The sequence below is a fragment of the Psychromonas sp. L1A2 genome, from assembly GCF_009828855.1.
In the GTDB taxonomy this organism is placed as follows: Bacteria; Pseudomonadota; Gammaproteobacteria; order Enterobacterales; family Psychromonadaceae; genus Psychromonas.
Map to the genome: position 1 here is coordinate 362,160 of NZ_WUAG01000001.1, position 24,937 is coordinate 387,096.

General features: G+C 35.6%; 21 protein-coding genes. 13 read left to right on the forward strand and 8 right to left on the reverse strand.

Annotated elements, in window-relative coordinates:
* Positions 1–34 precede the first annotated feature (34 nt).
* Entirely contained in the window at positions 35–445 is a 411-nt protein-coding gene (gene hpf, locus GQR59_RS01500; protein WP_025566070.1) for a ribosome hibernation-promoting factor, HPF/YfiA family, read from the reverse strand.
* A 370-nt stretch (positions 446–815) separates the two neighbouring features.
* Between hpf and GQR59_RS01505 the strand changes: the two genes are divergently transcribed.
* Genes GQR59_RS01505 through GQR59_RS01525 form a run of 5 tightly spaced genes read left to right on the forward strand, consistent with a single transcriptional unit; the run spans position 816 to position 8,270 of the window.
* Positions 816–2,588 carry an extracellular solute-binding protein gene (locus tag GQR59_RS01505; protein ID WP_236546625.1) on the forward strand — a complete coding sequence of 591 codons (1,773 nt, stop codon included), beginning with the start codon at positions 816–818 and terminating at the stop codon, positions 2,586–2,588.
* A complete protein-coding gene (locus GQR59_RS01510; RefSeq protein WP_160060393.1) occupies positions 2,588–3,670 on the forward strand; it encodes a microcin C ABC transporter permease YejB in 1,083 nt (360 codons plus the stop codon). Before GQR59_RS01505 ends, GQR59_RS01510 begins: the two co-directional genes overlap by 1 nt.
* Entirely contained in the window at positions 3,670–4,719 is a 1,050-nt protein-coding gene (locus tag GQR59_RS01515) for an ABC transporter permease (RefSeq protein ID WP_160060394.1), read from the forward strand. The genes GQR59_RS01510 and GQR59_RS01515 overlap by 1 nt, the downstream gene beginning before the upstream one ends.
* Positions 4,716–6,308, forward strand: a complete 1,593-nt coding sequence (locus tag GQR59_RS01520; protein ID WP_160060395.1) for an ABC transporter ATP-binding protein — start codon at positions 4,716–4,718, stop codon at positions 6,306–6,308. Before GQR59_RS01515 ends, GQR59_RS01520 begins: the two co-directional genes overlap by 4 nt.
* Positions 6,309–6,347: 39 nt before the next feature.
* Positions 6,348–8,270, forward strand: coding sequence for a transglycosylase SLT domain-containing protein (locus GQR59_RS01525; RefSeq protein ID WP_160060396.1), 1,923 nt, complete (start codon positions 6,348–6,350; stop codon positions 8,268–8,270).
* A gap of 120 nt (positions 8,271–8,390) precedes the next feature.
* Here GQR59_RS01525 and GQR59_RS01530 read toward each other — a convergent pair whose 3' ends face one another.
* Positions 8,391–8,819: a type IV pilin protein gene (locus GQR59_RS01530; protein ID WP_160060397.1), complete on the reverse strand. Its 429-nt coding sequence runs from the start codon at positions 8,817–8,819 to the stop codon at positions 8,391–8,393.
* Positions 8,820–9,123: 304 nt separating this feature from the next.
* Complete coding sequence (gene argR / locus GQR59_RS01535) at positions 9,124–9,576, reverse strand: transcriptional regulator ArgR (protein WP_160060398.1); 453 nt, start codon at positions 9,574–9,576, stop codon at positions 9,124–9,126.
* A gap of 197 nt (positions 9,577–9,773) precedes the next feature.
* On the opposite strand from argR, the gene GQR59_RS01540 reads away from it, so the two are divergent.
* The 4 genes from GQR59_RS01540 to cysG all read left to right on the forward strand — a co-directional run bounded on the left by GQR59_RS01540 (position 9,774) and on the right by cysG (position 13,786).
* Complete coding sequence (locus tag GQR59_RS01540) at positions 9,774–10,529, forward strand: transporter substrate-binding domain-containing protein (RefSeq protein ID WP_160060399.1); 756 nt, start codon at positions 9,774–9,776, stop codon at positions 10,527–10,529.
* 170 nt (positions 10,530–10,699) lie between these two features.
* A complete protein-coding gene (gene mdh / locus GQR59_RS01545; protein WP_160060400.1) occupies positions 10,700–11,635 on the forward strand; it encodes a malate dehydrogenase in 936 nt (311 codons plus the stop codon).
* A 101-nt stretch (positions 11,636–11,736) separates the two neighbouring features.
* Positions 11,737–12,132, forward strand: a complete 396-nt coding sequence (locus GQR59_RS01550) for a CBS domain-containing protein (protein ID WP_160060401.1) — start codon at positions 11,737–11,739, stop codon at positions 12,130–12,132.
* A 235-nt stretch (positions 12,133–12,367) separates the two neighbouring features.
* Positions 12,368–13,786: a siroheme synthase CysG gene (gene cysG, locus GQR59_RS01555; RefSeq protein WP_160060402.1), complete on the forward strand. Its 1,419-nt coding sequence runs from the start codon at positions 12,368–12,370 to the stop codon at positions 13,784–13,786.
* 138 nt (positions 13,787–13,924) lie between these two features.
* Here the strand turns inward: cysG and glgA are convergent, their stop codons facing one another.
* The 4 genes from glgA to rsmC all read right to left on the reverse strand — a co-directional run bounded on the left by glgA (position 13,925) and on the right by rsmC (position 19,168).
* Complete coding sequence (glgA, locus tag GQR59_RS01560) at positions 13,925–15,403, reverse strand: glycogen synthase GlgA (RefSeq protein WP_160060403.1); 1,479 nt, start codon at positions 15,401–15,403, stop codon at positions 13,925–13,927.
* Positions 15,404–15,479: 76 nt separating this feature from the next.
* On the reverse strand, positions 15,480–16,703 hold the full coding sequence (gene glgC, locus GQR59_RS01565; protein ID WP_160060404.1) for a glucose-1-phosphate adenylyltransferase: 1,224 nt from the start codon (positions 16,701–16,703) through the stop codon (positions 15,480–15,482).
* 55 nt (positions 16,704–16,758) lie between these two features.
* Positions 16,759–17,985, reverse strand: coding sequence for a glucose-1-phosphate adenylyltransferase (gene glgC, locus GQR59_RS01570; RefSeq protein ID WP_160060405.1), 1,227 nt, complete (start codon positions 17,983–17,985; stop codon positions 16,759–16,761).
* A 133-nt stretch (positions 17,986–18,118) separates the two neighbouring features.
* A complete protein-coding gene (gene rsmC / locus GQR59_RS01575) occupies positions 18,119–19,168 on the reverse strand; it encodes a 16S rRNA (guanine(1207)-N(2))-methyltransferase RsmC (RefSeq protein ID WP_160060406.1) in 1,050 nt (349 codons plus the stop codon).
* Positions 19,169–19,340: 172 nt separating this feature from the next.
* On the opposite strand from rsmC, the gene GQR59_RS01580 reads away from it, so the two are divergent.
* Entirely contained in the window at positions 19,341–21,254 is a 1,914-nt protein-coding gene (locus GQR59_RS01580) for an EAL domain-containing protein (RefSeq protein ID WP_160060407.1), read from the forward strand.
* 70 nt (positions 21,255–21,324) lie between these two features.
* Here the strand turns inward: GQR59_RS01580 and GQR59_RS01585 are convergent, their stop codons facing one another.
* Positions 21,325–22,266, reverse strand: coding sequence for a 1-aminocyclopropane-1-carboxylate deaminase/D-cysteine desulfhydrase (locus GQR59_RS01585; protein WP_236546626.1), 942 nt, complete (start codon positions 22,264–22,266; stop codon positions 21,325–21,327).
* A gap of 218 nt (positions 22,267–22,484) precedes the next feature.
* Here GQR59_RS01585 and GQR59_RS01590 point away from each other — a divergent pair, with 218 nt between their 5' ends.
* The 3 genes from GQR59_RS01590 to GQR59_RS01600 all read left to right on the forward strand — a co-directional run bounded on the left by GQR59_RS01590 (position 22,485) and on the right by GQR59_RS01600 (position 24,882).
* On the forward strand, positions 22,485–22,817 hold the full coding sequence (locus GQR59_RS01590; protein ID WP_160060408.1) for a YnfA family protein: 333 nt from the start codon (positions 22,485–22,487) through the stop codon (positions 22,815–22,817).
* 19 nt (positions 22,818–22,836) lie between these two features.
* Positions 22,837–23,055, forward strand: coding sequence for a DUF6500 family protein (locus tag GQR59_RS01595; RefSeq protein ID WP_160060409.1), 219 nt, complete (start codon positions 22,837–22,839; stop codon positions 23,053–23,055).
* A 747-nt stretch (positions 23,056–23,802) separates the two neighbouring features.
* A complete protein-coding gene (locus GQR59_RS01600; RefSeq protein WP_160060410.1) occupies positions 23,803–24,882 on the forward strand; it encodes a TRAP transporter substrate-binding protein in 1,080 nt (359 codons plus the stop codon).
* The last annotated feature ends 55 nt before the right edge of the window (positions 24,883–24,937 follow it).

The following is a 24,937-nucleotide window of genomic DNA, read 5'->3' on the forward strand; positions in this document are numbered from 1 at the left end:
CCGTTATCTAAGTGCTCTAGTGAGTAGTAAATGACTAAGCCACAAACTCTTTATTTAATTTGATCTCAGCATCTGATTCAATTTCAATTTCTGGCTCTTCAATAGCCTCTCCTGAAATTTCTCCGTTACGACATAAGTCTTTACCATTATTTTTGGCACGGTTTGCTTCATCTTTATGGGTATGTTTATTTAGCTGACGTTCGATTTTTGAGAATAACTGATTGATTCCCACATATAAGTCGTCGTGCTCAGCGTGAGCAAAAACTTTACCGTTTGGAACGCCAATAGTACCTTCTATTTTTACGCCTTTAGGTTCTTTAGTGATAATGAAATGGGGATTGATTAATGAAATTTGAAGTTTCTGTAGTTTCTCGAAACGTTCTTCTACTTTTGCGCGCATTGTGTCTGTGATAGTAATTTGTTTGCTAGTAATTTCAATTCTCATATAGGACACCTTTTTGTTATACACTTTATCGTGTTCATTAATAGATTAGGCTTTTCGAAGTGATTTACAAGTGATCTAGATCACATTAATTAAGCCTTTTAGATAAACAGATTTATTCTTTGAACTAGCTATATTTTCTTAAAAATATTTCAACTTTTACTTGTTGAATGCTACTAATTAGTCCATTTTAGTGGTGATAAGTTCCGTGCTTTTTATTACTTCTTCTTTATATCTCCTTTTTATATTTAAAAACCTTTTATTAACTTAAGCATTTGTTATCTTTACTTCTCTTCTATTTTTTAAGTCTGATTTGAGTTTTACTATTATGAATATAATTAAGTGTATACGCATTTTGATATTTTGCGCTCTATTGCCAATAAGTTTCTTTGCTCATAGTGAATCTTGGCGTGATGCTATTAGTATGTATGGTGATCTCAAATATAAAAATAATTTTAAATATTTTGAATATGCGAACCCAGATGCACCTAAAGGAGGGGCTTTTAAACAAGCGAGTGTCGGTAGTTTTGATTCGTTAAATCCATTTATTGTGAAAGGTAACGCAGCCGCTGGTATCACGCGTATTTACGATACATTATTAGAGCAATCTACCGATGAGCCTTTTAGCTTATATGCATTGGTTGCTGAAAAAGTAAAAGTTGCAGATGACTATAGTGCAGTTAGTTTTTTAATTAACCCTCATGCCAAATTTCATGATGGTGTAGCGATTACGGCAGACGATGTTAAGTTTAGTTTTGACTTGTTAGTGAATGAAGGGGCGCCGCACTTTCGCTCATATTATTCAGGAGTTGAAAGAGTCACCGTAGACTCATTATTGAAAGTGACTTTTCATTTTAAAGAAATCGGTAATCGTGAATTACCTTTAATTATTGGGCAAATCCCTATTTTATCAAAGCACTTTTGGGCAGATAAAGATTTTGCTAAAAGTGGTTTGGTGATTCCATTAGGTTCTGGGCCCTACCAAGTAAAAAACTTTGATGCAGGTAAGCAAATTATATATGAGCGGGTTACTGATTATTGGGCAAAAGATCTTGCCGTGAATAAAGGTCGTCATAATTTCGAACAGATCATTATTGATTATTATCGTGATGACGCTGTCGCATTCGAAGCGTTTAAATCGGGTGCTTTTGATTACCGATACGAAACCTCTTCAAAGCGCTGGTCTACTGGTTATGTTGGTGAGCAATTTAAGACTAATGACATTATATTAGAAACTATCGCGGATAAAAATCCTCAAGGTATGCAAGGTTTTTGGTTTAATTTACGTCGAGATAAATTTAAAGATCCTAAAGTACGAGAAGCGATCTCATTATTGTTTGATTTTGAATGGGCGAATAAGACCTTGTTTTATGGCGCTTATACACGCATAGATAGTTTTTATTCTGGATCTGAATTAGCAACTGAAATAAATATCAGTGAAGCAGAAAAGAAAATATTGTTACCTTATAAAGATCAACTTCCTGCATCTGTTTTTAAGCCGATAGAAAGTAATAAAACAGCAGGAAACGGCAATGTTAGAGAACAAATGCGACAAGCGGTTACATTATTGTCAGAGGCCGGTTACGAATTAAAAGACAGTAAAATGCAAAACAAACAGGGTGAGCAGTTAAACTTTGAATTTTTATTGTATAGCAAAGACTTTGAACGGGTTATTCACCCATTTCGTCGTAACCTTCAACGGATAGGTATTAAAACTGATATTCGTTTAGTCGATGTGTCTCAATTTATTAATCGATTAAACAATTTTGAGTTTGATATGTTGTCATTACGTAAAGGTCAGTCTATTTCACCTGGCAATGAGCAAGCTTCTTTTTGGGGATGTGATACTGCCAATCAGGTTGGCACTTCAAATTGGGCTGGGATTTGTTCTTCAGCTATTGATGAATTAACAAAACAATTAATAACCGCATCAACGCGAGAGCAGTTAGTGAATGTAACTAAAGCATTAGATCGTGTTTTATTATCTGAACATATAGTGATCCCTCAATGGTATTTACCTGCCTATCGCATAGCCTATTGGGATAAGTTTTCTCGACCTAAAGTGTCGCCTTATTATGATATCGGCTTAGATACTTGGTGGAGCAAACAACCAGAAAAATCAGTTACTGAACAAGAGAGTCAATAATGCACCAATACATTTTAAAAAGGCTGTTACTGATTATTCCAACCTTGATTGGCATCATGACGCTCAACTTTTTTATTGTCCAAGTCGCCCCAGGCGGCCCTGTTGAACAAGCCATTGCCAAATATCAAGGTATTGATTCTGAAGCAACGTCTCGTGTGACGTCGAGTACGAATAGTGAGATAAAACAAAGCTCAAACAGCGGTAGTCAATATCGTGGTGCACAGGGAGTAGACCCTGAATATATCGCAAGATTAGAAAAGTTATATGGCTTTGATAAACCCCTCGTAGAACGTTACTTTTCAATGCTATGGCGTTATATTAACTTTGATTTTGGTGATAGTTTTTACCGAGATAAGAGCGTAATTGATTTAATTTACGAAAAAATGCCAGTGTCTATTTCTTTAGGTTTATGGACGACGTTACTCGCTTATTTAATTTCTATTCCGCTAGGTATAAAAAAAGCAACGGCGCACGGTACTAAATTTGATGTGTGGACCAGTACCATCGTTACCGTCGGTTATGCTATTCCTGCCTTTATTTTTGCGATTATTCTTGTGGTTTTATTTGCTGGTGGATCCTACGTTAGTTGGTTTCCATTACGAGGTTTAACGTCTGACAACTTTGATCAATTAACTTTATTTGGGCAAATAAAAGATTATTTTTGGCATTTAGTTTTACCAATATTAGCAAGTGTATTAGCAAGCTTTGCAACACTCACCATGTTAACTAAAAACTCCTTTCTAGATGAAATCAATAAACAATACGTCATTACCGCTCGGGCTAAAGGTTGTTCTAAAAATCGTGTTTTATATGGGCACATATTCCGTAATGCAATGTTATTAGTCTTAGCGGGTTTACCTGCTGCGTTAATTGGTATTTTCTTTACTGGCTCAATGTTGATTGAAGTTATTTTCTCATTAGATGGATTAGGTTTGTTGAGTTTCGAATCGGTAATAACGCGTGACTACCCGGTTATTTTTGGTTCTCTTTATATCTTCACTTTAGTCGGTTTAGTGCTTAAGTTAATCAGTGATGTTACCTATACCTTAATCGATCCACGTATTACATTCGAGGGTCAATAATGTCGTTATTACTCACTTGGCAACGCATCAAAAAAAATCCAAGCAACCATCAACGATGGGCACAATTTAAAGCGAATAAACGTGGTTATTATTCATTATGGATTTTTAGTATTTTGTTTTTATTAAGCTTGATTGGGGAAGTCTGGGTAAATGACAAACCGATTATGGTGTCTTACCAATCGAACTGGTATTTTCCAATTGTACAAGATATTCCGGAAGATCAATTGGGTGGTGATTTTGATATCAACACGGATTATCGTGATCCTTATATGGTCCAACAAATTAATAAAGAAGGGTGGATGATTTGGCCGCTCATCCCATTTTATTACGACTCCATTAATTATGAATTAACCAGTGCAGCACCTTCGGCGCCAGATGCAGTGAATTGGTTAGGAACAGATGACCAAGGGCGAGATGTAGTTGCTCGTTTGGTGTATGGTTTTCGTATTTCAGTTTTTTTTGCATTATCGCTCACCATAGTAAGCTCAATTATTGGCGTTATTGTCGGCGCCATACAAGGTTATTATGGCGGTAAAATTGATTTAATTGGTCAACGTTTACTAGAAATATGGGAAGGGTTGCCAATGCTCTTTATGTTGATTATTTTAGCGAGTTTTGTAGAGCCTACCTTCACTTGGTTATTAGGGTTAATGATTCTCTTTAGCTGGCCTAGTTTAGTGAGCGTGGTGCGTGCTGAGTTTTTGCGTGGGCGCCATTTAGAATATGTAAAAGCGGCAAAAGCGTTAGGTGTAAAAGACAGTAAAATTATGTTCAAACATATTCTCCCGAACGCAATGATTGCAACCTTAACCTTCATGCCTTATTTATTTACTGGAGCATTGACCACGTTAACGTCATTGGACTTTTTAGGCTTTGGGTTACCGCTGGGATCTGCTTCTTTAGGTGAAATGATTTCCCAAGGTAAAGAAAACTTACATGCGCCTTGGTTAGCCATTACTGCTTTTATCTCTTTATCGAGTATTTTAGTGTTATTAGTCTTTATTGGTGAAGCCGCGCGTGATGCTTTTGACCCGAGGAAAACATTATGAGTGAACAATCGTGTCTTTTAAAAGTCGATAATTTAGCGGTTAGCTTTGCAGAGCAAAATATCTTATCTGGTATTAGCTTTAGTTTAGAGCAAGGTAAAACATTAGCTATTGTTGGTGAAAGTGGATCTGGAAAATCATTGACGGCACTCTCAATACTGCAATTATTACCTTACCCACATGCACATCATCCTAGTGGCGATATTATCTTTGAAGGTGAGTCTCTGATGGGGAAGTCAGATGCTGTCTTAGAAGCGGTTCGCGGTAATAAAATAAGTATGATTTTTCAAGAACCAATGACGTCGTTAAATCCATTACATAGTATTGAGAAACAGATCGAAGAGACGTTGTTATTACATAAAGGGTTAACGGGTAAAAAAGCACAATTACGTACCCTTGAGTTATTAGAGTTAGTGGGTATAGACAATCCTGCTTCACGTTTAAAAGCTTATCCTCATGAATTATCTGGAGGGCAACGTCAACGTGTCATGATTGCGATGGCACTTGCTAATGAACCTAATCTATTAATTGCTGACGAACCAACAACGGCTTTAGATGCAACGATTCAAAAACAAATTCTAACGTTATTAAAATCATTACAGCAACGTTTAAATATGGCGATTTTGTTGATCACTCATGACCTTAATATTGTTCAGCAATTTTCGGATCATGTATTAGTGATGTGTAAAGGTCAGCAAGTGGAGTATCAAGCAACACAGGCGCTTTTTGATTCACCTGACCACCCATATACTAAGAAATTATTAAACGCGGTTCCAACAGGGGAAATGGCTTCTCTCGTTGATCCTAAAGTGATTCTTGAAGCAGAAAATATGAATGTAAGCTTTCCTGTCAAAAAGAATTTTTGGGGGAAAACAACAAAATCATTAGATGTGGTTAAAAATGTTTCATTAAAAATACATGAAGCAGAAACGTTAGCGTTGGTGGGTGAAAGTGGCTCAGGGAAAAGTACTTTAGCCCAAGCATTATTACATTTGAATAAGCATACTGGTCAGGTTGTCTATCTAGGTCAAAGTATTAATGGGCTAGCAAAAGATGATTTACAAGCACTTCGTCAGGAGTTGCAAATTGTATTTCAAGATCCTTACGCCAGCTTGAGCCCGAGAATGTCAGTGCAAGATATCATTGCAGAAGGTGTACATGTATTTAATACCGATAAAGCCTTAAGTGACCAAGATATTAATGAGCAAGTTTCACAGGTACTGATTAAAGTTGGTTTAGATGAAAGTGCCGCTAATCGATACCCGCACCAATTTTCAGGCGGGCAGCGTCAGCGAATTGCTATTGCAAGAGCCTTGATATTAAAACCAAAGCTTATTGTATTAGATGAGCCAACATCTGCCTTAGATAGAAGTATTCAAAAACAAATTATTGAATTATTAAAAGCATTACAAAAAGAATTTTCATTAAGCTATTTATTTATCAGCCATGACCTATCAGTGGTTAAAGCGGTGAGTCATAGAGTGTTGGTAATGAAGGCGGGTGAAATAGTTGAACAAGGTCTTACCTCAACTATATTTGAAAATGCACAACATCCTTATACACAAGAGTTGCTATCATCGACCATTTTGTGAAATGATGTTTAAATTATCTATTATTTACATTAGGAACTTATGAGAAAATTAATTTTAGGCTGCTTGCTGTTTTCTGCATCAGGCATGAGTAGTGCATTAAGTTTAGATGTTCAGCGTGAAATTTTTACTGATACTTTAGATTTACAAGAAAAAAAAGAATGGCAAAAAGCCAATCAAAATATTGAGAAAATAACTGATTATCCACTCGCTTATATTGCAGAATATAATTATTTAAAAGCGAATATTGACGAAGTTAGCGATCAAGAAGTATTAAGTTTTATCAAAAATAATAAAGGTAAAGTCGTTACTGATGATTTACAACGTAGTTATTTATTTTCGCTTTCTAAACAGAAAAATTGGTCACAGTTCTTAACTGCTTTCCCTAGAATGCCAAATAATAAAACGTTGAAATGCCATTATTTACAAGCTTCTATCGCAACAGGCAAAAGCCAGCAAGCTTGGTCTGATGCTCAACAATATTGGTTGTCTAGTACTTCACTACCTAATGCTTGTGATGATGTGTTTGTGTTTTACCAGAATGATAAGCAATTAACTAAACAACATATATGGCAGCGTTTTCAATTAGCCTATGTGAAAAACAAGCAAGGTTTAATGCGTTTTTTAATCGCCCGAATGGATAAAAAAACGGCAGCAGTGGCTACTGAATTATACGAACTTCAACAAAATCCGAAAAATGTATTAAATAGCCAACTATTCTCTTCTCGTAAAGAGGCTAGTTTTGGTTTCTTGGTGCCAACAATTCAACGTTTAGCGAAGATCGATATTGATTTAGCGATGCAAGCTTATGCTAAATTTGATAAACAAGTACCTTTCACTGCTGCTGAGAATAAACGCATTAAAACTCAATTTGCTAGTGTTGTTGTGCAACGTAATAAAAGCAAATATTTTTCATGGTTAGATAAAGAATTAGGCGCGTTAGGTAATGTTTCGTTAATCGAACAACGTATTCGTTATGCTATTAAACGTGGAGATTGGAAAAATATCGAATTTTGGATTTCTCAATTACCTAAATCAGAACGTAATTCATCTGCATGGAAATACTGGCAAGCACGTGTTTTAGAGCAATCTGGAGAAACAGATAAAGCTAAAGTGTTATATCAACAAGTCGCGAAGAATCGTAACTTTCATGGTTTTATGGCATCTCAAAAACTAGGTGTTAATTTTTCACTTAATGAACAAGTTATTAAAGAGGAAGTTAATGGTTTAAGTGCTCTAAAAGGTGATTTAGCGGTTATCAATGAGATGTTATTTCATAACTTAAATAAACAAGCTAAAGGGCAGTGGTACCGTATTCTTAGTAAGCAAAGCGTAGCAAAACAACAGCAATTAGGGTTGTATGCTTTTAATAATAACTGGCCGTATTTATCTGTATTAGCAAGTATTAGCTCTAAAAGTTGGAATGCACTGGGTATCCGTTTCCCTAATGCTAAAAAAGAATTATTTGTTGGTGCTGCGAAACAATACAATATAGAAGAAACGTATATTTATGCGATTACGCGTAGAGAAAGTAGCTTTGATCAACATGCTAAATCCCCAGTGGGAGCAAGTGGTTATATGCAATTAATGCCTAAAACTGCAGAAGAAACGGCTAAAAAAATTGGGTTAACGTCGTACAAAGATATTTCTCAACTTGACCAAGGTGAAATTAATGTTCAGTTAGGCGCTGGTTACTTTAATGAATTATTAGAGCGTTACGATGGTAATCGTGTTCTAGCAACGGCTGCTTATAATGCAGGGCCTCATCGAGTAGACAGATGGGTTAGTGCTGAGAAGAAGAAAGGTAATAAAGGTATCGAAATTGATAGTTGGGTAGACACTATTCCTTTTTATGAAACACGTGCTTATGTACAAAATGTATTAGCTTACAATGTTATTTATCAGCATGTTTTAGGTAAACCTTTGCAGTTTCTTAAAAATGAAGAGCTTTTAGGCGATTATTAAGCCTTTAAGCTATTTAATAAACAATGATTAGCTCTGCTGACGATATCTATCGGTATGCTAGTCAATGATCGACAAGCTTTTTGTTGTACATTGTAGATAGCTTTGTTTTACAAAGACTAACTATTGATGCCAACAAAAAGCATTGTCTTGACTACCATCACTGGTTTTAACATTATTCTGATCAATAAATAGTGCCTTACATGCGGCTTTATCATTATTTTGAGAACTACTTATTTTAGCGACTGCCTTCATAACATAGGTGTGTGCGGCCGCTGAAACAATACTAAATGTGTAATATTCGCTATTTAACGGTAAGCCTGCTGAGGCTGGATTACTAATGTAAATTGGCTGCAGAATACGGTAGCTACTTTGCTCCATTTGAGCCTTTATTAATTCAGTTTGTGCATCTCCTCGTCGTGTTGTTATCACAAAGCTTTGGTAAGAAGGGTAAGCAATACCGGCTAATATTCCGATAACCACAAGACAAACAAGTAATTCAATTAAAGTAAAACCGCGAAGTTTATTCTCTCTAAAGTCTAGTTTATTCATATCAGCCTCATCTATTTAACTTTATATTCAATTTAACTCATTAAATATGTAATCAAATATTGGTGAAATGGTCGCTTGCTTTAACCTGTTCGATTAATTAGTTATTTAATGAGAGCGTTATTAAGTATAGAAAAGCATTTCTAAATTTCATTATTTCTAATTAAATGATATTGCTTATGTGTATGAAGGATCTATAGCCATTAGTAATGTATTACATTAAGTTCATCAGTAAGAGAGCATTATCATTCGCTCTCATATCACTGATATATTGGATTAATTTGGAAGGGACGGAGCTTGAAGGAGGTTAATCAAATAGTTTATGCACAACTGCTAGTGTTGCTTCAATTTCTTGAGTATTACTGGGTGCAATATAAATAGTATCATCTCCCGCGATTGTACCTAAAATTCCTTCTGCTTTACCCATCGAGTCTAATAAGCGGGCTATCAATTGCGCAGCTCCAGGGCTAGTACGTATAACGATTAAACTGTCATTTCTATCTATATCTACCACTAAGTTTTTAAGCGGACTGGTGGTTGCTGGGATACCTAACTCGGCAGGTAAACAATAAACCATTTCACCTGTGGCATTTCGTGTTCTAACTGCGCCTGTTTTACTTAACATACGTGACACTTTAGATTGGTTGATATGCGTAAATCCAGCTTCTATTAAAGCATCGACAATCTCACTTTGTGAGCTCAAATGCTCTTCTTTAAGAAGGCATTTAAAAAAGTCCATTAGTTCAGAAGTCTGTCGCATTGGTGATCCCATAGATAAATTATTATAAAGCTCGTATCTTAATCTAAATCATCGTTGCGTTAATAGATTAAATGTCACTTTTTTTGCATATTTATTCGTTTTTTTCTAAATAAGTGTATTTGTATAAGCATCGCTACTTTCTTTAATGCAGTTCTGGTAAAATTTGAACGAAATTAATATTATCAGGATGATTCATTATGATTTCTTTTTCTCGTCAACTCGCACTTATCTGCCTCTTATTGTCAACTTCATTGAGTGCAAACACTTCAAAACAACTGCAAGTTAAGTTTGCGACTGATGCTAATTATTTCCCTTTTGAATACTTGTCTGACGATAAAGAAATTCAAGGCTTTGATATTGATATTGCTAAAGCGATCTGTGAGCAAGCCAATTTAAAATGTAGCTTTGAACATCATCGTTTTGATGGTTTGTTACTTACCTTACCTTTTGGCCGTTATGATGCAGTCATTGCAGCATTAGATATCACCAGTGAGCGATTAGAGAAAGTCGACTTCAGTGATAGCTACTATAAAGTACCGCCAGTTTTTATCAGTAAAGAGCAACTACAAGGAGAGTTTTCATTAGAAGGTAAATTTATTGGCGTTCAGGCAAATACATCTAATCAAAGTTATCTTATTCAATTTGCAAAAGAAAATAGTTATATCGTGCCTTACTATTCATCCCAAGCGGCTTTAAAGGATTTGAAACTGCAAAGAATTGATGCTGTGTTTGCTGATTTTGCTGTTGTAAATGACTTTTTAAGTAAACAGGAACAAGATAATGAACTGGTGATTAGTAGAACTGAAGCTGTGTTTGTTGAGCAGTTTTCTAAAGGCTATGGTATTGCCGTTAAGAAAAATAATCACATTTTACGCCAACGTTTAAACCTCGGTTTGAAGCAGATTGTTGAAAATGGTACCTATGCAAAGATTTTTCAGGAATATTTCCCTTAAAATAGTTCTTAAAACGACTCACAAAGTAGTGGTAATCATTCCTTAAAATAAGCTACTATTTTACATTCATCACAATTATTTAACATTTTTCACACATGCGTATTTATTCACTTTAGAATGTATACGGTTATTCTTAAATACTTAAACATTTTATTTCATTGGAGAAAAATATGAAAGTTGCTGTTCTTGGTGCTGCAGGTGGTATCGGTCAAGCGTTGTCGTTATTATTAAAAACTCAACTACCAGCTGGTTCTGAACTAGCATTATACGATGTTGCTCCAGTTGTTCCTGGTGTAGCGGTTGATTTATCACACATCCCAACAGCAGTTAAAGTTGAAGGTTTTGGTGCTGATGCGTTAGGCGCTGCATTAACAGGTGCTGATATTGTTATTATCCCTGCGGGCATGCCACGTAAACCAGGTATGGACCGTGCTGATTTATTCGCAGTGAATGCTGGTATTATCAAAACGTTAGCTGAAGGCATTGTTGCTAACTGCCCTAAAGCATTAGTTGGTGTTATCACTAACCCAGTAAATGGTACTGTTCCAATCGTTGCTGAAGTGTTCAAAAAAGCGGGTGTTTATGATAAAAACCGTATATTTGGTGTAACAACGCTTGATGTTATCCGTAGTGAAGCATTTGTTGCTGAACTTAAAGGTCTCAACGTTGCTGAAGTTAAAGTGCCAGTCATTGGCGGTCACTCAGGTACAACTATTTTACCACTTCTTTCTCAAGTTGAAGGTGTAACGTTCACTGAAGAAGAAGTTGCTGCATTAACTCCACGTATCCAAAATGCGGGTACTGAAGTTGTAAATGCTAAAGCTGGTGGCGGTTCTGCTACTTTATCTATGGGTGCTGCTGCTGCTCGTTTTTGTTTATCTTTAGTTAAAGGTTTACAAGGCGAAGACGTTGTAGATTACGCATACGTTGATATTGATGGTGGCGATGCTCCTTACTTTGCTCATCCGGTACGCTTGGGTGTTAACGGTGTAGTTGAAATTTTATCATACGGTAAATTATCAGCCTTTGAAGAAAAAGCTAAAAACGATATGTTAGTAACACTTAACAAAGACATCCAAGAAGGTGTTGATTTTATAAATAGCTAATCTACTTTTAGTTTTTTTGTAAATTATTGATAAGGTCAGCTATGCTGACCTTTTTTGTGTCTATAATAAAACATGAATTCATTTTGTGTATAGGGAGTGATATGAAAGTATTAGAGGCAATGACTTCAAGAGTTGTCACCGTTGATATGGATGACCGCATGCCAGTTCTTCAAAATATTTTATCACAAGCTGGTTTCCATCATTTATTGGTGGTGGAGGAGGGAAAGTTACAAGGTGTTATTAGTGATCGTGATTTATTACGGACATTAAGCCCTTTTTTAAATACAGAAACAGAATCTGTACGTGATTCAGAAACTGCACAACGACCCGCTCATCAAATAATGACCCGGTCTCCCATTACCATAGAGCCAAATACTTTAGTAAAAGATGCATTAACCTTAATGTTGACGCATGATATTAGTTGTTTACCTGTGCTCGATGGCGATAATATTGTTGGTATATTTACTATTCATGATGGAGTAAGGTCGCTTATTTAATAAGAACTAGCGTATAATTACTCCAATATCTTCGTTAAATACATTGATGATATTGCTATCCTTTGTGCCCCCTATTTTATTACTGCCTCATTTTATTTGTTAAAAAGGATTGTTTAATGAATAAAATAGACAGGATTGATATGCATAAACGTGATAAATAATGTGCTTTAAATCTTTTATATTGCACCTGTTATTCTTTATAGTGTCGACCTAGACTAGTTAAACTGAGATATATATGGATTATCTTCCTATTTTTACCAAATTAAAAAATCGTCATTGCCTTGTTGTTGGTGGTGGTGATATTGCTGCACGTAAAGTACATTTATTATTAAAAGCAAATGCATCAATCACTATTTGTGCTCCTGATATTTGTGATTCATTATTAGAAAAAGCTAAAAATAATCAGCTTACAATCATTAATGAAGCGTTTAGTGATGAACTGATCGAAGGTAAATGGTTAGTTGTTGCTGCAACCAATCAACATCATATTAATGAACATATTGCACAACTAGCTGAACAAAAACAGATTCTGGTTAATGTAGTTGATGAGCCTAAGTTATGTAGTTTCATTATGCCTTCTATTGTTGATCGCTCTCCAATCGTTGTTGCTATCTCTAGTGGCGGTAAAGCACCTGTACTAGCTCGTTTAATACGTGAACGTTTAGAAGCCTTATTACCAATGCATCTCGGGCGTTTGGCAAAAATTTCAGGCGAGTTTAGGCATCGTGTTAAACAAGTGATCACTAAAGAGTCTTTGCGCCGTCGTTATTGGGAAAAGTTATTTGGTAATGGCGATTTAGCAAGCCTATTACAAAAAGGTCAAATTGAAAAAGCGCAACAGTTTATGGAAGACAATCTGACTGATGAAGTTGCTCAAGGTGATGTTGCATTAGTTGGAGCAGGCCCTGGCGACCCATCATTGTTGACTTTAAAAGCATTGCAATTGATGCAACAAGCAGATGTTGTTTTATATGACCGTTTAGTATCGAAAGAAATTCTAGATTTAGTACGTCGTGATGCGGATTTAATTTCGGTTGGTAAAGCGGCAGGTAAGCATGAAGTTGAGCAATCTCGAACGAATCAAATGTTGGTTGAATTAGCGCAACAAGGTAAAAAAGTAGTGCGTTTAAAAGGTGGTGATTCCTTTATCTTCGGACGCGGTGGAGAAGAATTAGAAGAGCTTGTAGAAGCTGGCGTTGCTTTCCAAGTTGTGCCGGGTATCACGTCTGCTTCAGGCTGTAGTGCTTATGCGGGTATTCCTTTAACCCATCGTGATTATGCACAATCGGTTACTTTTGTTACTGGTCACAGAAAGAAAGATGGCAAAGCATTAGATTGGAAAGCGTTAGCTATTCCACATCAAACCTTAGTGGTCTACATGGGCTTATTACAAGCTCAAGAAATAGAAACTAATCTATTAGTGAATGGACGCGATGCGAACACACCTGTTGCCTTAATCAATAAAGGAACCAGTAACGAACAGCAAGTTATTACAGGAACTTTATCAGAACTATCTAAATTAGGTGGTGGTTTGGAAGGGCCGACGCTTATGATTGTAGGTGAGGTTGTACAGTTATCTTCTAAGCTTAATTGGTTTAATCCTGACAATAATAAAAAACTATCACGAGACCCGTTTTTAGTTAACTTATCTTAGATTATTTATAACCAATTAATATCCCACCAATAAAAAAGCCTGATTTATAATCAGGCTTTTTAGTTTTAAGCTTTTAAACTATATTTTTAAGTGTCGTTTTTAAAGATAGTTTTTAAATATATTTTTTAAGTAGAAAGCTTAATTTTCCCAATGTTGGTCTAAGTGTAATGCATCTTGATACAAACGTTCATAGTGCTTAGCTGAGTCAGACCAATAGAAGTGAGATTTCATTGCTTGTTTTTGTAAGCGCAACATTTCTTCTGGTTGCTCGATATAAAGTAATAAAGCGCGACGAAGTATATTTAGTAACTGGTTGGGATTGGGGTCATAAAACATAAACCCATTTGCATTATCTGGGTCTTGGTCGTAGTCAATGACGGTATCTTTTAGTCCTCCCACAGCACGTACAATAGGTAAGGTGCCATAAGCTAAACTATAGAGTTGGTTCAAACCACAAGGTTCGAATATAGATGGCATCATAAAGAAGTCTGAGCCTGCTTCAATCAAGTGTGATAATTCATTGCTATAAGCATCAATAAATTTAAATTTATCTTTATAATGACTAGCTAGTGCCGTTAAATGGCCTGTAATGCTAGGATCTCCAGATCCAACAATGATCAATTGTACGTTATGTTTCAAAAAACGATCTAGGATAGGAATAATTAACCCAAAGCCTTTTTGATCTGTTAAACGACAAACCATCCCATACACTGGAACATCTATCGCTTCCAGTCCAACTTCTTTTTGTAATGCTGCTTTACATTTATCTTTACCCGAAAGATCATTACTATCGAAATTAAATGGGATTAATTTATCTGTCTCAGGACTCCAATCATTATAATCACAGCCATTTAATATCCCTTGAAAGTCATGAATACGTTCAATAAAGTGATTTGACATACCGTGAGAGCCTAAGGTTGTTAGTAACTCACTGGCATAGTTTGGACTTACAGTATTGACTTTATCAGCATAAAGAACGCCTACTTTTAAAAAGTTAATATAGCTATAATTCTCTAATACACGTTCATCCATACATGCGCTTACTTCTGGAATAAGGTTTAATTGAGATTTTTCAAAAATGCCTTGAAACGCTGAGTTATGACTAGTGATAACTGTTTTACTGTTAGTAAAGAAAGAGTTGTTATAGAAACGAGTTTTTAATAAATAGGGAACTAATCCAGTATGCCAATCATTACAATGGATAATATCTGGTGAAAAATCTTCAGCTAAAGTGGTCAGTAAAGCGGCTAAACTAAAAAATGCAAAACGTTCTCCATTATCAGGATAAGCATTGTTGTCTTCACCATATAGACCAGGACGATCAAAATAATGTGCGTTATCAATGCCTAATACTTTGATACCATCTAATGAGAGTTCTTGTACTGAAAATTGAATATCTGGGCGTGAGCTATCAGTATGCAAGTTTAATAAATGAGTTTGTTGGGCATGTTCTCTGTGATTAAGTGTTCGATAAAATGGAGTCACAATAACTATTTCGTGACCTAAATTACGAAGCTCAAGTGGAAGAGACTTTGCTACATCAGCAAGACCACCGGTTTTAGAGAAACCTTCAACTTCAGATGAGATAAATAAAATTTTCAATTTATGAGAATCCATTGGAAACTCCTTTGACTAAGAATATGAGCAACAAAAAAGCTACTTAATGCAGTAGCTTTTAAAATTAAGTTAATAATTAGAAGCCGATTCTGGAACCTTTGGGTATAACGACTATTCCTTCATCAGAAACAGTAAACCGTTTTTTATCATTTTCTAGATTAACGCCAATCTTTACACCATCGGCTATTTCAACATCTTTATCAATAATTGTTTTGATTATTTCACAATCTTTACCGATTTTAGTGTCACCTAATAGAACAGATTTATAAACATTACTACGTTGACCAACAAAGCAATTAAAGCCTAACACCGATTTTTTGATTGTAGCGCCAATGATTAAAGCACCGTCGGAAATGAGAGATCGTCTGATCGAACAAGTGATATCACCATCATTCTGAAAGTTTGCTGCTGGTAACGCAGGGTAGTGGGTATGCATCGGCCATGCTCTATTATAAAAAGAGATTGGAGGAGTTGATTTGATCAGATCCATATTAGCTTCCCAATACGACTCTATTGTACCCACATCACGCCAATAAGCTTCACCATCTTCATTCAGTATTTTATTAGTAGTGAAATCATATACAAACACTTTACCTGTTGGCATTAGGTGCGGAATGATATCTTTACCGAAATCATGACTTGATGCTTCATCGGCTGCATCTCGAATTAATTCTCTTTGTAGCTCTTGAGAATTAAAAACATAGTTACCCATTGACGCTAATACATTATCAGGATCACCTGGAATCGTCTTTGCGTCTTCCACTGAAGGCTTTTCAACAAAACTGATCATACGCCCGTCAGTATCTACTTCAATAATACCAAAGTGGTAAGCTTGTTCTTTAGGCAAACGAATCGCTGAGACGGTTAAAATAGCGTCTTTTTCTTTGTGATAGCTAATCTTCTGTCGTATATCCATTTTGTAGATATGATCACTACCAAAAATACACACTATTGGAGCATCATCTACTTCAATAAATTGTAAGTTTTGATAAATTGCATCAGCAGTACCACTATACCAATGTTTCCCTGTACGCATTTGTGCAGGAATAGCATCAATAAAAGTATCTGTGAAGCTGTTTAATTCCCAAGCTTGGCGTAAATGAGAGTTGAGCGATTGAGATTTAAACTGTGTTAATACATAAATCCTCAATAAATCAGAGTTAACAAAGTTATTAAGTACACAGTCGATAAGACGGTAACTTCCCCCAAATGGAACAGAAGGTTTGGTACGAGATTGTGTTAAGGGGTAAAGGCGTGAACCTTCACCACCTGCTAAAATCATAGAGAGAACTTTTGCCATTATAAAAACCCACCTAAATAATATGAAAACTCATCATTAGTAACCGTTAAAAAGTTTACTCAAACCCCACTCGACTTCCTTTTGCAATAACAACAATACCTTTTTCAGAAACGGTAAAGTGTTTGCGATCTTCTTCTATATTTTCACCAATAATAGTATTGGGTGCAATTTCAACATTTTTGTCGAGAATGACATTGGTTAAGCGTGCACCTTTACCAACTTTTACATTACCTAAAAATACGCACCCTTTTATTTTTACATGGGTACATAGATGACTTCTAAAACCGAGAATAGAATTCTCTATATTGGCGCCATTAATATAAGAACCTGCTCCGATATGAGATTTAGAGACATTGGTTACAGAATCACCTTGGTCTCGAAAGGTGGCTGGGGGTAATGGTGGGTGATAGGTGTGTAATGGCCAATGTTTATTGTATAAAGAAATAGGTTGGTCATCGTTTAATAAATCCATATGGGCTTCCCAGTAGGAATCAATCGTCCCTACATCACGCCAATATGCATGTTCTGGTTCGCCTGGTATTTTATTGTCACTAAAGTTATACACATACACTTTCCCTTGAGGAAATAACTTAGGAATAATATCTTTACCAAAATCATGACTAGAATTTTCTTCGAAGGCATCTTTTTCTAGTTCTTCGATTAATGTATCTGCTTTAAAAATGTAGTTCCCCATAGAAGCAAGCACATGTTCTGGGTCACCTGGAATAGTTTTAGCTTCTTCAACAGAAGGTTTTTCGGTAAAGCCAATCATGTGACCTGTTTCATTGATTTCTATAATACCGAAGTGGTGGGCTTGGCTTTTTTGTACTCTAATCGCTGCAACTGTTAATGCTCCACCCATTTTTTTATGGTAATCAACCATTTGTTGAACATCCATTTTATAGATGTGGTCACTACCAAAAATACATACATGATCTGCTTTGCTTTTTTCAATAAAACGATAATTTTGATAAATGGCATCAGCCGTACCTGAGTACCAGTTTTTATTAACACGCTGTTGTGCAGGGATCGCCTCAATAAAACGATCTGAAATGCCTGATAAACGCCATGCGCGACGTAAATGAATATTGAGGGATTGGGATTTGAATTGGGTCAGAACATAAATTTTCATTAAGTCTGCATTGACGAAGTTATTTAATGCAAAATCTACTAATCTATAATTACCACCAAAAGGCACCGCGGGTTTGGTTCGGTTCTGGGTTAACGGAAAAAGCCGAGACCCTTCACCTCCCGCAAGAATCATAGCTAAAATACCAGACATAGAGCCTCCACATTTTTATATTAGAAAGCTATGTTTACGTTACATAGCTTTTATTCCATTGATGAGTTGATTTTTAAATATCTTCCTTTGACCCTAACAATAAAGTGAAAATTATGACACGTTTACTTGATGGTTATTTGAGGCAGCTCAATACTTTAAACTTATTGTTTTGAGCATCTTCAAAGAATTTTTTATAAGTAATCGTTAAAAGTGGCTCATAACGTAAAAACTTATTTGCTACAATCGTTAATTTTCCTTTTTTCTTCAAAAAGTTAACAGACTTGCTGATGAACTCTTCTGCTGCATCATAGTTTGTTTTTTGACCAGAATGAAACGGTGGATTTGAAAGCAATAAATCATATTCTTTATTTACATTTGAGAACACGTCCGATGCAAACACATTTGCCTGTAGTGCATTTTTTTCTAAAGTGAGTTTTGCGCTCTCTAAAGCATAGACATTTACATCAATTAAATCTAGTTGTAATTGTTGATGTTTTTTCAGGAGGTAACAAGAAAGCACTCCTGCACCACAACCAAAATCTAAACCTTGTCCGCTTAATTCATCAGGTAAATTGTTCAATAACAACTCGCTACCTTTATCTAATTCGCCAAAACTAAATACACCAGGTAAGGAACGAATTGTAAGTGAAATGTCATTAATATTAAGCTGATAGTCTTTTATCCATTGTTGTTGGTTAAAAGTTGCAACAGGTTTACTTAATTGAGCATAAATAACACTGCAATGTCGAGCTGAGTCGATCGCATTACTATATTCTGAGTAAGGGACTAATAATGTTGCAACGCTTTTGATGCCACATTTTTTTTCACCTACTAGAATGATATCTGCATTTTCTTTAAGGTGAGGGGTGAGGTTGGCAAGTAAATATTCAATTTCGTTTTTTGCTTTAGGGATATAAACTAATAATAAGTCGAATTTTTCTTGGTTTTCTTTCCCTTGATAATTCGCTGTAAAATGGACATCAGATGTCGTTAATTTGTCTTTTAATTTGTCATAATAACGAAAATCATTAAAACAAAAGCAGCTTGATGATGCTATTCTTTCAAGGTTAATTGGATAACTGTCGTCGATATTACCTGCGACTAAGATAGACTTTCCTGTAAATAACGCTTCATTACGCTGTAAAACTTGGCTCGGATTTGAAAATACTTGATTAAGTGCCATTATAAATTCCTGTTACAGCTTATTATTCGAAGCTTAAATGATGATGCAAAGTGCAAGGAAAAGCATTATACCAATCGTAATTAGTATATGAGCTAATATTTCGATGGGTATTATATTGTTATTTTAGCGATTACTCACCTACACATGAAAAATAGTTTGTCACAAGGATGTTATGAAGTTCACTAATAAATTTACGTTTATTACTAGTGCTATTGTGTTGACCTGTATTACTTTGGTATTAATCGGTGGTATGGTAAGTTTGCGATCACTATCATTAAAACATCACCAGCAGCTTATTGGCAGTGTTATTGAAGTGATTGAAAAGCAAATTGATAAGCAAACTGTTGAAACTCAATTTGACTCTTGGTTACCCGATTTACTTGATGCATCAGGTATTGTTCGTTTACAAGTTAAGCGTGGTGATGTGACGGTATATCAAAACTATTATGCCAGTCGCCAATATTATCCAATGCGATTGTTGCTTCGTTACTCCTACGAATTAGATAAATATCCCGATGTTCGCTTGATATTGCATACCCGCCAGCCTTTTTCTGAACTTAAATTCACCTTTTGGCCTCTCGCAGGGGTTGGTACTGCCATCTTGTTGAGTTTAAGTTTGTTATATTTTGCATTACGTTGGATAAAAAAATCGTTTTATGGTGCCGAACTATTAGAGCGCCGTGCTCATTATTTATTACAAAACAACCCGACTGCACGCTTTGCCCAAGAGGGAGAGTGGCCTAAAGCGGCAAGCCAAGCTCTGGATGTACTATCAGAGCGATTAGAAAACAGCCTTAAAGAGCGTAGTATTTTTGATATCCATATCAGAGGAAAGGCTTTTTTAGACGAAGATACTGGGCTTGGTAACCGTTTAGCATTTGATAATATGTTAGATACGGTGACGAACGATGAAAGTTATGCCTCAAATACATTAATATTAATCAGTTTGACTGAATTAAGTACGCTGAAGTACCAGTTTGGTGCTGAACAAGCCGATAAAGTCATTCAGCAAATGGTTGATTTATTGAAAAGTTTTTGTAGTCGCTATGATGATAGTTTTTATGGCAGTGTTAAGAAGCCTGAATTTGTTATTTTATTGCCACAAATGGCCTACGAAGAAACAAAAGTAGTAGCAAAACAATTAACAAAAGCGTTATATCAATTACAGCTCCCAGATCCCTCTCTTATTGAGACTTTTTTTCATATTGGTGTAGTTAATTTCCCCTTTGGCAAAGAAGTCAGTCATATTATTGATGATGCGAATCGTGCTTTATTGGTAGCTGAACATCAAAAAATAAGTGGATGGCATTTATCTGAAGAAAACTTAAAGAAAAATGTGATCAGTAAGGGAACCGTCCATTGGCGAGGGCTATTAACAGATGTTTTAAACAAAGACGCGTTGTTATTATATCGACAACATGTTGTAAAGCGTGATCCTACTAATATCTTATATTCAGAGTTATGGTCTCGGATTATAGGCTATGATAAAGAAGTTATTGCTGCAGGTACGTTTATGCCAATGGCTGAAAAGTGTGGATTGTGTGGTCAAATAGATAAGCAAATGCTAGAAAAAGTGTTGGCATTGTTAGTAGTTCGAGGTGAGTCTTGTAAACCCATTGGGGTCAATTTAGGTTCTCGATTTTTAATGAATAAAGAAAATCGTAAATGGTTGATGTTTGAATTAATGCAAAAAACTAAAAAGATTCGTAATAACTTAGTCATTGAAATATCTGAACATTTAATTGAACAACATTATTCACCTATGCGTTTTGCTTTGATTGCCTTACAAAAAATAGGCTGCAAAATAGCAGTCGATAATGTTGGTAAATCTGTTGTGAATACTCAATATATACTCGATTTTAATATTGATTATTTAAAGCTACATGCAAGCTTAATTAGAGATATTCATATTCGCAGTACTAACCAGGTCGCAATACAAAGTTTAATGGCAAGTTGTTTAAATAGCCATGCTCAAGTTATCGCAGTTGGTATTGAAACCGAAGAGGAATGGAAGTGTTTACTTCGCTTGGGTGTATGTGGGGGGCAGGGCACTTTGTTCTCAACACCAAAACAAATGAAAGTGTAAATAAACCGGACTAAGGATATGCACAATAGAAATGTTATCTAAAAAGTAGTCATTGATGGCTCAAGGCATGTTAAAACTTTTTTTGCTCTTTTAACCCAGCTAACCCTTGTAAACCACCAGTATGTAACGCAACAATGTGAGTACCAGCTGGAAAATAGTCTTGTTCGATTAAATTCCATAATGCATAAAACATTTTACCGCTATAGATTGGCTCAATAGGAATATTGGTATCTAATGTAAATTGTCGACAAAATTCAGCTATTGTTAGTGATACTTTCCCATACCCCCCCCCATGAAAGTCGGTATGTAAATGCCAATTTATTTGACTTTCTTCTTGCACAAAACCTTTAACTGTTTCTTCTAAATATTGTCCATTCTTGAGCACTGCAATACCATGAACAACCGTCGTAGGGCTATATTTAAGTGCCCCGCTAATAAGGCCTGCTAAAGTTCCTGCGCTTCCTGTTGCTGTAAAAATATGACCAATTGGTTGTTTACATTGGTGTGTTAATTCTTTTATGACTTCTTCTACGCCTGGTATCGCTAGGTTATTGCTCCCGCCTTCAGGAATAATATAAGCATTGGGATATTGTTTCTGTAACATCGTTAAATATTCATCTTCTTCTTTCAATCGATAGGTTTTTCTATCCACAAATTGTAATTGCATCCCCCATTTTTGAACTTGAGATAAAGTAGGGTTGGATGCATAGTGTTGTTCTCCTCTAATAATACCCGTTGCTTTAAATTGAAAATGATTGCAGGCTGCAGCTAGAGCATGAATGTGGTTTGAGAACGCACCACCAAAGCTAATTAGGTGGTTTTTATTATTAGCTTCTGCATAAAGTAAGTTATATTTTAATTTTCGCCATTTGTTCCCTGAAATATCTGGATGTAATAAATCATCACGTTTAACCGACAAGGTAATAGATTTTTCAGTAAGTAGCGGGTGAGTAAGTACTTGCAAAGGGCTGTGCCCCATTGTTCGATATAAAGTGCTTTCTATAAAACTCATCTCTTTTCCTGCTATATTTAAAGTAGCTATTTTTCCTTATATTTTACCTTATAGTTGAATATATTTAGTTTTTATTTATTCAGAGTAGATTTTGTTATTGCTGTTTAAGTAAGACGCTAAGCTTGCAACAATGATGGAAGACTAAGATCATGATTTATAATAATGCTTAAAATTAAAAAATTAAACCGCATGTCATTCAGCAATACTTAAGGAATATTATGTTTGAGTTTAAAACCATCGCATTATTTATAGTGACGGCCATTGCTGAAATAGTAGGGTGTTATTTACCTTACCTTTGGCTTAAGCAAGAAAAAAGTATTTTGCTTTTGATCCCTGCTGCCTTCAGTCTCGCTTTATTTGCTTGGTTATTGTCCTTACATCCAGCAGCTTCAGGTCGGGTTTATGCAGCATACGGTGGCGTTTACATTTTTGTTGCAATGATATGGCTTTGGACGGTTGATGGTGTAAAACCAACGCTATGGGATCTGGTAGGCACATCAATTGCGCTTATTGGCATGGCAATTATTATGTTTTCGCCGAAAAGTTCATGATTATTATTTGGAGTAAACAATGAGAGAATCTTTAAGAGCTAAGATCATTACAGTGTGTGATAAAAAAATAATGCTTAAAGGTGACAAAGTAGGTCTTTCTTTTTATGCTTTCTTTGCCAATAAAAATGACAACCCTGATCTATTGATGGAAGCTGCAACGTGGTGGATTCAAGTCCATAAATTAGATCATTTTGTGAAAGCAAAGGTTATTAAAAAGATGGTCGAAAAAGGGTTGTAATGGTATTTAAGTGAACTTCTTCATTGTAAGTTTCGTAAAGGAAACAATCATTAAAGCATTAACCTCTTTTAGTTATACCAATGGAATTAAATAAGTGATCAGAGATTGCGCAGGAAAAATTAACACTAATAAGGCGTGAGTTGTAGGAGATAGTTGTTCTCACTTCGAAAGGCTCAACTTAATGCCTTAAACTAAGTCATTTTTTCTGAGCAAAATTTAGAACTCTGATTTAATGTAATTGATATTACAACGCTATATTTACTCTATTTTAAAAATTTACATAACAGGCAAAGCGATTAACAGCGTTTTTAACACACCTTTTATTACAGTTTCTATTCAAACTGTCGTTGATAAAATCTTTGCCCTCTCGTTATCATTTAGCTGTCCCTTAGCCATCATTTCGTTATTCTTCGTAGGCCTTCCATTCGTCACTCTTTCATATTTATGTTTTTTCTCGTTAGAAAATTATGTTTGTTTCTTTCAACTTAAAGCTGGAATTCAACCTTTCTGTTTTTTTATTGCGCAACCGCACTTTAATGATTAAAAAAAAAGCGAGCCTGTGATGCAAGTTACAAATTAATCATTAAAGAGATTCTTATTTTTGCGTGTAATGGCAGTCTGTTAACAACTTAGCAACAACATATTGATATTTGAAACATATTTAAGCTATTTAAATTAATCGTTTCATATCTTACTTTATTGCTTAGATGACAAATCATTCAATCCTAACCTTACATGGAGTTTAAAATGCTGAAGTCCTTTTATAAAAGTACCTTAATAGCCGCTGTAGTCTTAGTGACAAGCGCTAACGCTTTTGCAGCAGATAAAGTATATCGATTAAAATTAGCAGAAACGTGGGGGCCAAATTTTCCAGTGTTTGGCGATTCTGTTAAAAATATGGTCAAAATGGCAGAGGAAATGTCTAACGGCCGTTTGAAAATTCGAGTTGATTCAGCTAACAAACATAAGTCACCATTTGGTGTGTTTGATATGGTGAAAATGGGGCAGTACGATATAGGTCATTCTGCTAGTTATTATTATAACGGTAAAGTACCTAATACTTTGTATTTCACAACAATGCCATTTGGTATGACGGCGAGTGAGCAATATGCTTGGTTCCAATATGGTGGTGGTCAAGAACTAATGGATGAGGTGTATAGTGCTCATAATTTAGTACCTTTCCCTGGTGGTAATACCGGTGTGCAAATGGGGGGGTGGTTCCGTAAAGAAATCAATACTGTTGAAGATCTTAAGAACTTAAAAATGCGTATTCCTGGTTTTGCTGGAGAAGTGTTAGCTAAGCTAGGTGCGACACCAGTAAATATTCCACCTGGTGAGCTTTACACGTCGTTAGAGCGCAATACGATTGATGCGTTAGAGTGGGTTGGTCCATCATTAGATTTACGTATGGGGTTCCATAAAATTGCACCTATTTATTACATGGGGTGGCATGAACCTGCAACAGAGTTAATGTTCATCGTTAATAAAAAGAAATTAGAAAAGCTTCCTGACGATTTACAAGCTATTTTAAAAGTGGCTATGCGTAAAGCATCATACGATATGTATGTACAGTCTTATGCATTAAGTGCTGAAAACTGGGCTGTAATGAAAACTGAATACCCTGATATTCAAGTTAAAACTTTCCCGCCTGCTGTATTAAGTGCGATGAAAAAAGCTAATGATGAAATTCTTAAAGAGAAAGCAAGTAATGACCCAATGGCTGCCAAAATAATCAAGTCACAAGAAGACTATTTAAAACTAGTACGAGTTTGGACTGATATATCTGAATATGGTTATATTAAAAGTACCAAAGAACTAGCTAACTAGTAATACTAAGGCTACTTATCGTAGCCTTTTTCTTTTCTCGCCTGTCTCCTAGAAG

What these genes read in the sequence shown, in the direction of transcription:
- hpf (WP_025566070.1), bottom strand. Translation starts at nt 445, where the DNA reads ATGAGAATTGAAATTACTAGCAAACAAATTACTATCACAGACACAATG.
- GQR59_RS01510 (WP_160060393.1), top strand. Translation starts at nt 2,588, where the DNA reads ATGCACCAATACATTTTAAAAAGGCTGTTACTGATTATTCCAACCTTG.
- GQR59_RS01515 (WP_160060394.1), top strand. Translation starts at nt 3,670, where the DNA reads ATGTCGTTATTACTCACTTGGCAACGCATCAAAAAAAATCCAAGCAAC.
- GQR59_RS01520 (WP_160060395.1), top strand. Translation starts at nt 4,716, where the DNA reads ATGAGTGAACAATCGTGTCTTTTAAAAGTCGATAATTTAGCGGTTAGC.
- GQR59_RS01525 (WP_160060396.1), top strand. Translation starts at nt 6,348, where the DNA reads ATGAGAAAATTAATTTTAGGCTGCTTGCTGTTTTCTGCATCAGGCATG.
- GQR59_RS01530 (WP_160060397.1), bottom strand. Translation starts at nt 8,819, where the DNA reads ATGAATAAACTAGACTTTAGAGAGAATAAACTTCGCGGTTTTACTTTA.
- argR (WP_160060398.1), bottom strand. Translation starts at nt 9,576, where the DNA reads ATGCGACAGACTTCTGAACTAATGGACTTTTTTAAATGCCTTCTTAAA.
- GQR59_RS01540 (WP_160060399.1), top strand. Translation starts at nt 9,774, where the DNA reads ATGATTTCTTTTTCTCGTCAACTCGCACTTATCTGCCTCTTATTGTCA.
- mdh (WP_160060400.1), top strand. Translation starts at nt 10,700, where the DNA reads ATGAAAGTTGCTGTTCTTGGTGCTGCAGGTGGTATCGGTCAAGCGTTG.
- GQR59_RS01550 (WP_160060401.1), top strand. Translation starts at nt 11,737, where the DNA reads ATGAAAGTATTAGAGGCAATGACTTCAAGAGTTGTCACCGTTGATATG.
- cysG (WP_160060402.1), top strand. Translation starts at nt 12,368, where the DNA reads ATGGATTATCTTCCTATTTTTACCAAATTAAAAAATCGTCATTGCCTT.
- glgA (WP_160060403.1), bottom strand. Translation starts at nt 15,403, where the DNA reads ATGGATTCTCATAAATTGAAAATTTTATTTATCTCATCTGAAGTTGAA.
- glgC (WP_160060404.1), bottom strand. Translation starts at nt 16,703, where the DNA reads ATGGCAAAAGTTCTCTCTATGATTTTAGCAGGTGGTGAAGGTTCACGC.
- glgC (WP_160060405.1), bottom strand. Translation starts at nt 17,985, where the DNA reads ATGTCTGGTATTTTAGCTATGATTCTTGCGGGAGGTGAAGGGTCTCGG.
- rsmC (WP_160060406.1), bottom strand. Translation starts at nt 19,168, where the DNA reads ATGGCACTTAATCAAGTATTTTCAAATCCGAGCCAAGTTTTACAGCGT.
- GQR59_RS01580 (WP_160060407.1), top strand. Translation starts at nt 19,341, where the DNA reads ATGAAGTTCACTAATAAATTTACGTTTATTACTAGTGCTATTGTGTTG.
- GQR59_RS01585 (WP_236546626.1), bottom strand. Translation starts at nt 22,266, where the DNA reads ATGAGTTTTATAGAAAGCACTTTATATCGAACAATGGGGCACAGCCCT.
- GQR59_RS01590 (WP_160060408.1), top strand. Translation starts at nt 22,485, where the DNA reads ATGTTTGAGTTTAAAACCATCGCATTATTTATAGTGACGGCCATTGCT.
- GQR59_RS01595 (WP_160060409.1), top strand. Translation starts at nt 22,837, where the DNA reads ATGAGAGAATCTTTAAGAGCTAAGATCATTACAGTGTGTGATAAAAAA.
- GQR59_RS01600 (WP_160060410.1), top strand. Translation starts at nt 23,803, where the DNA reads ATGCTGAAGTCCTTTTATAAAAGTACCTTAATAGCCGCTGTAGTCTTA.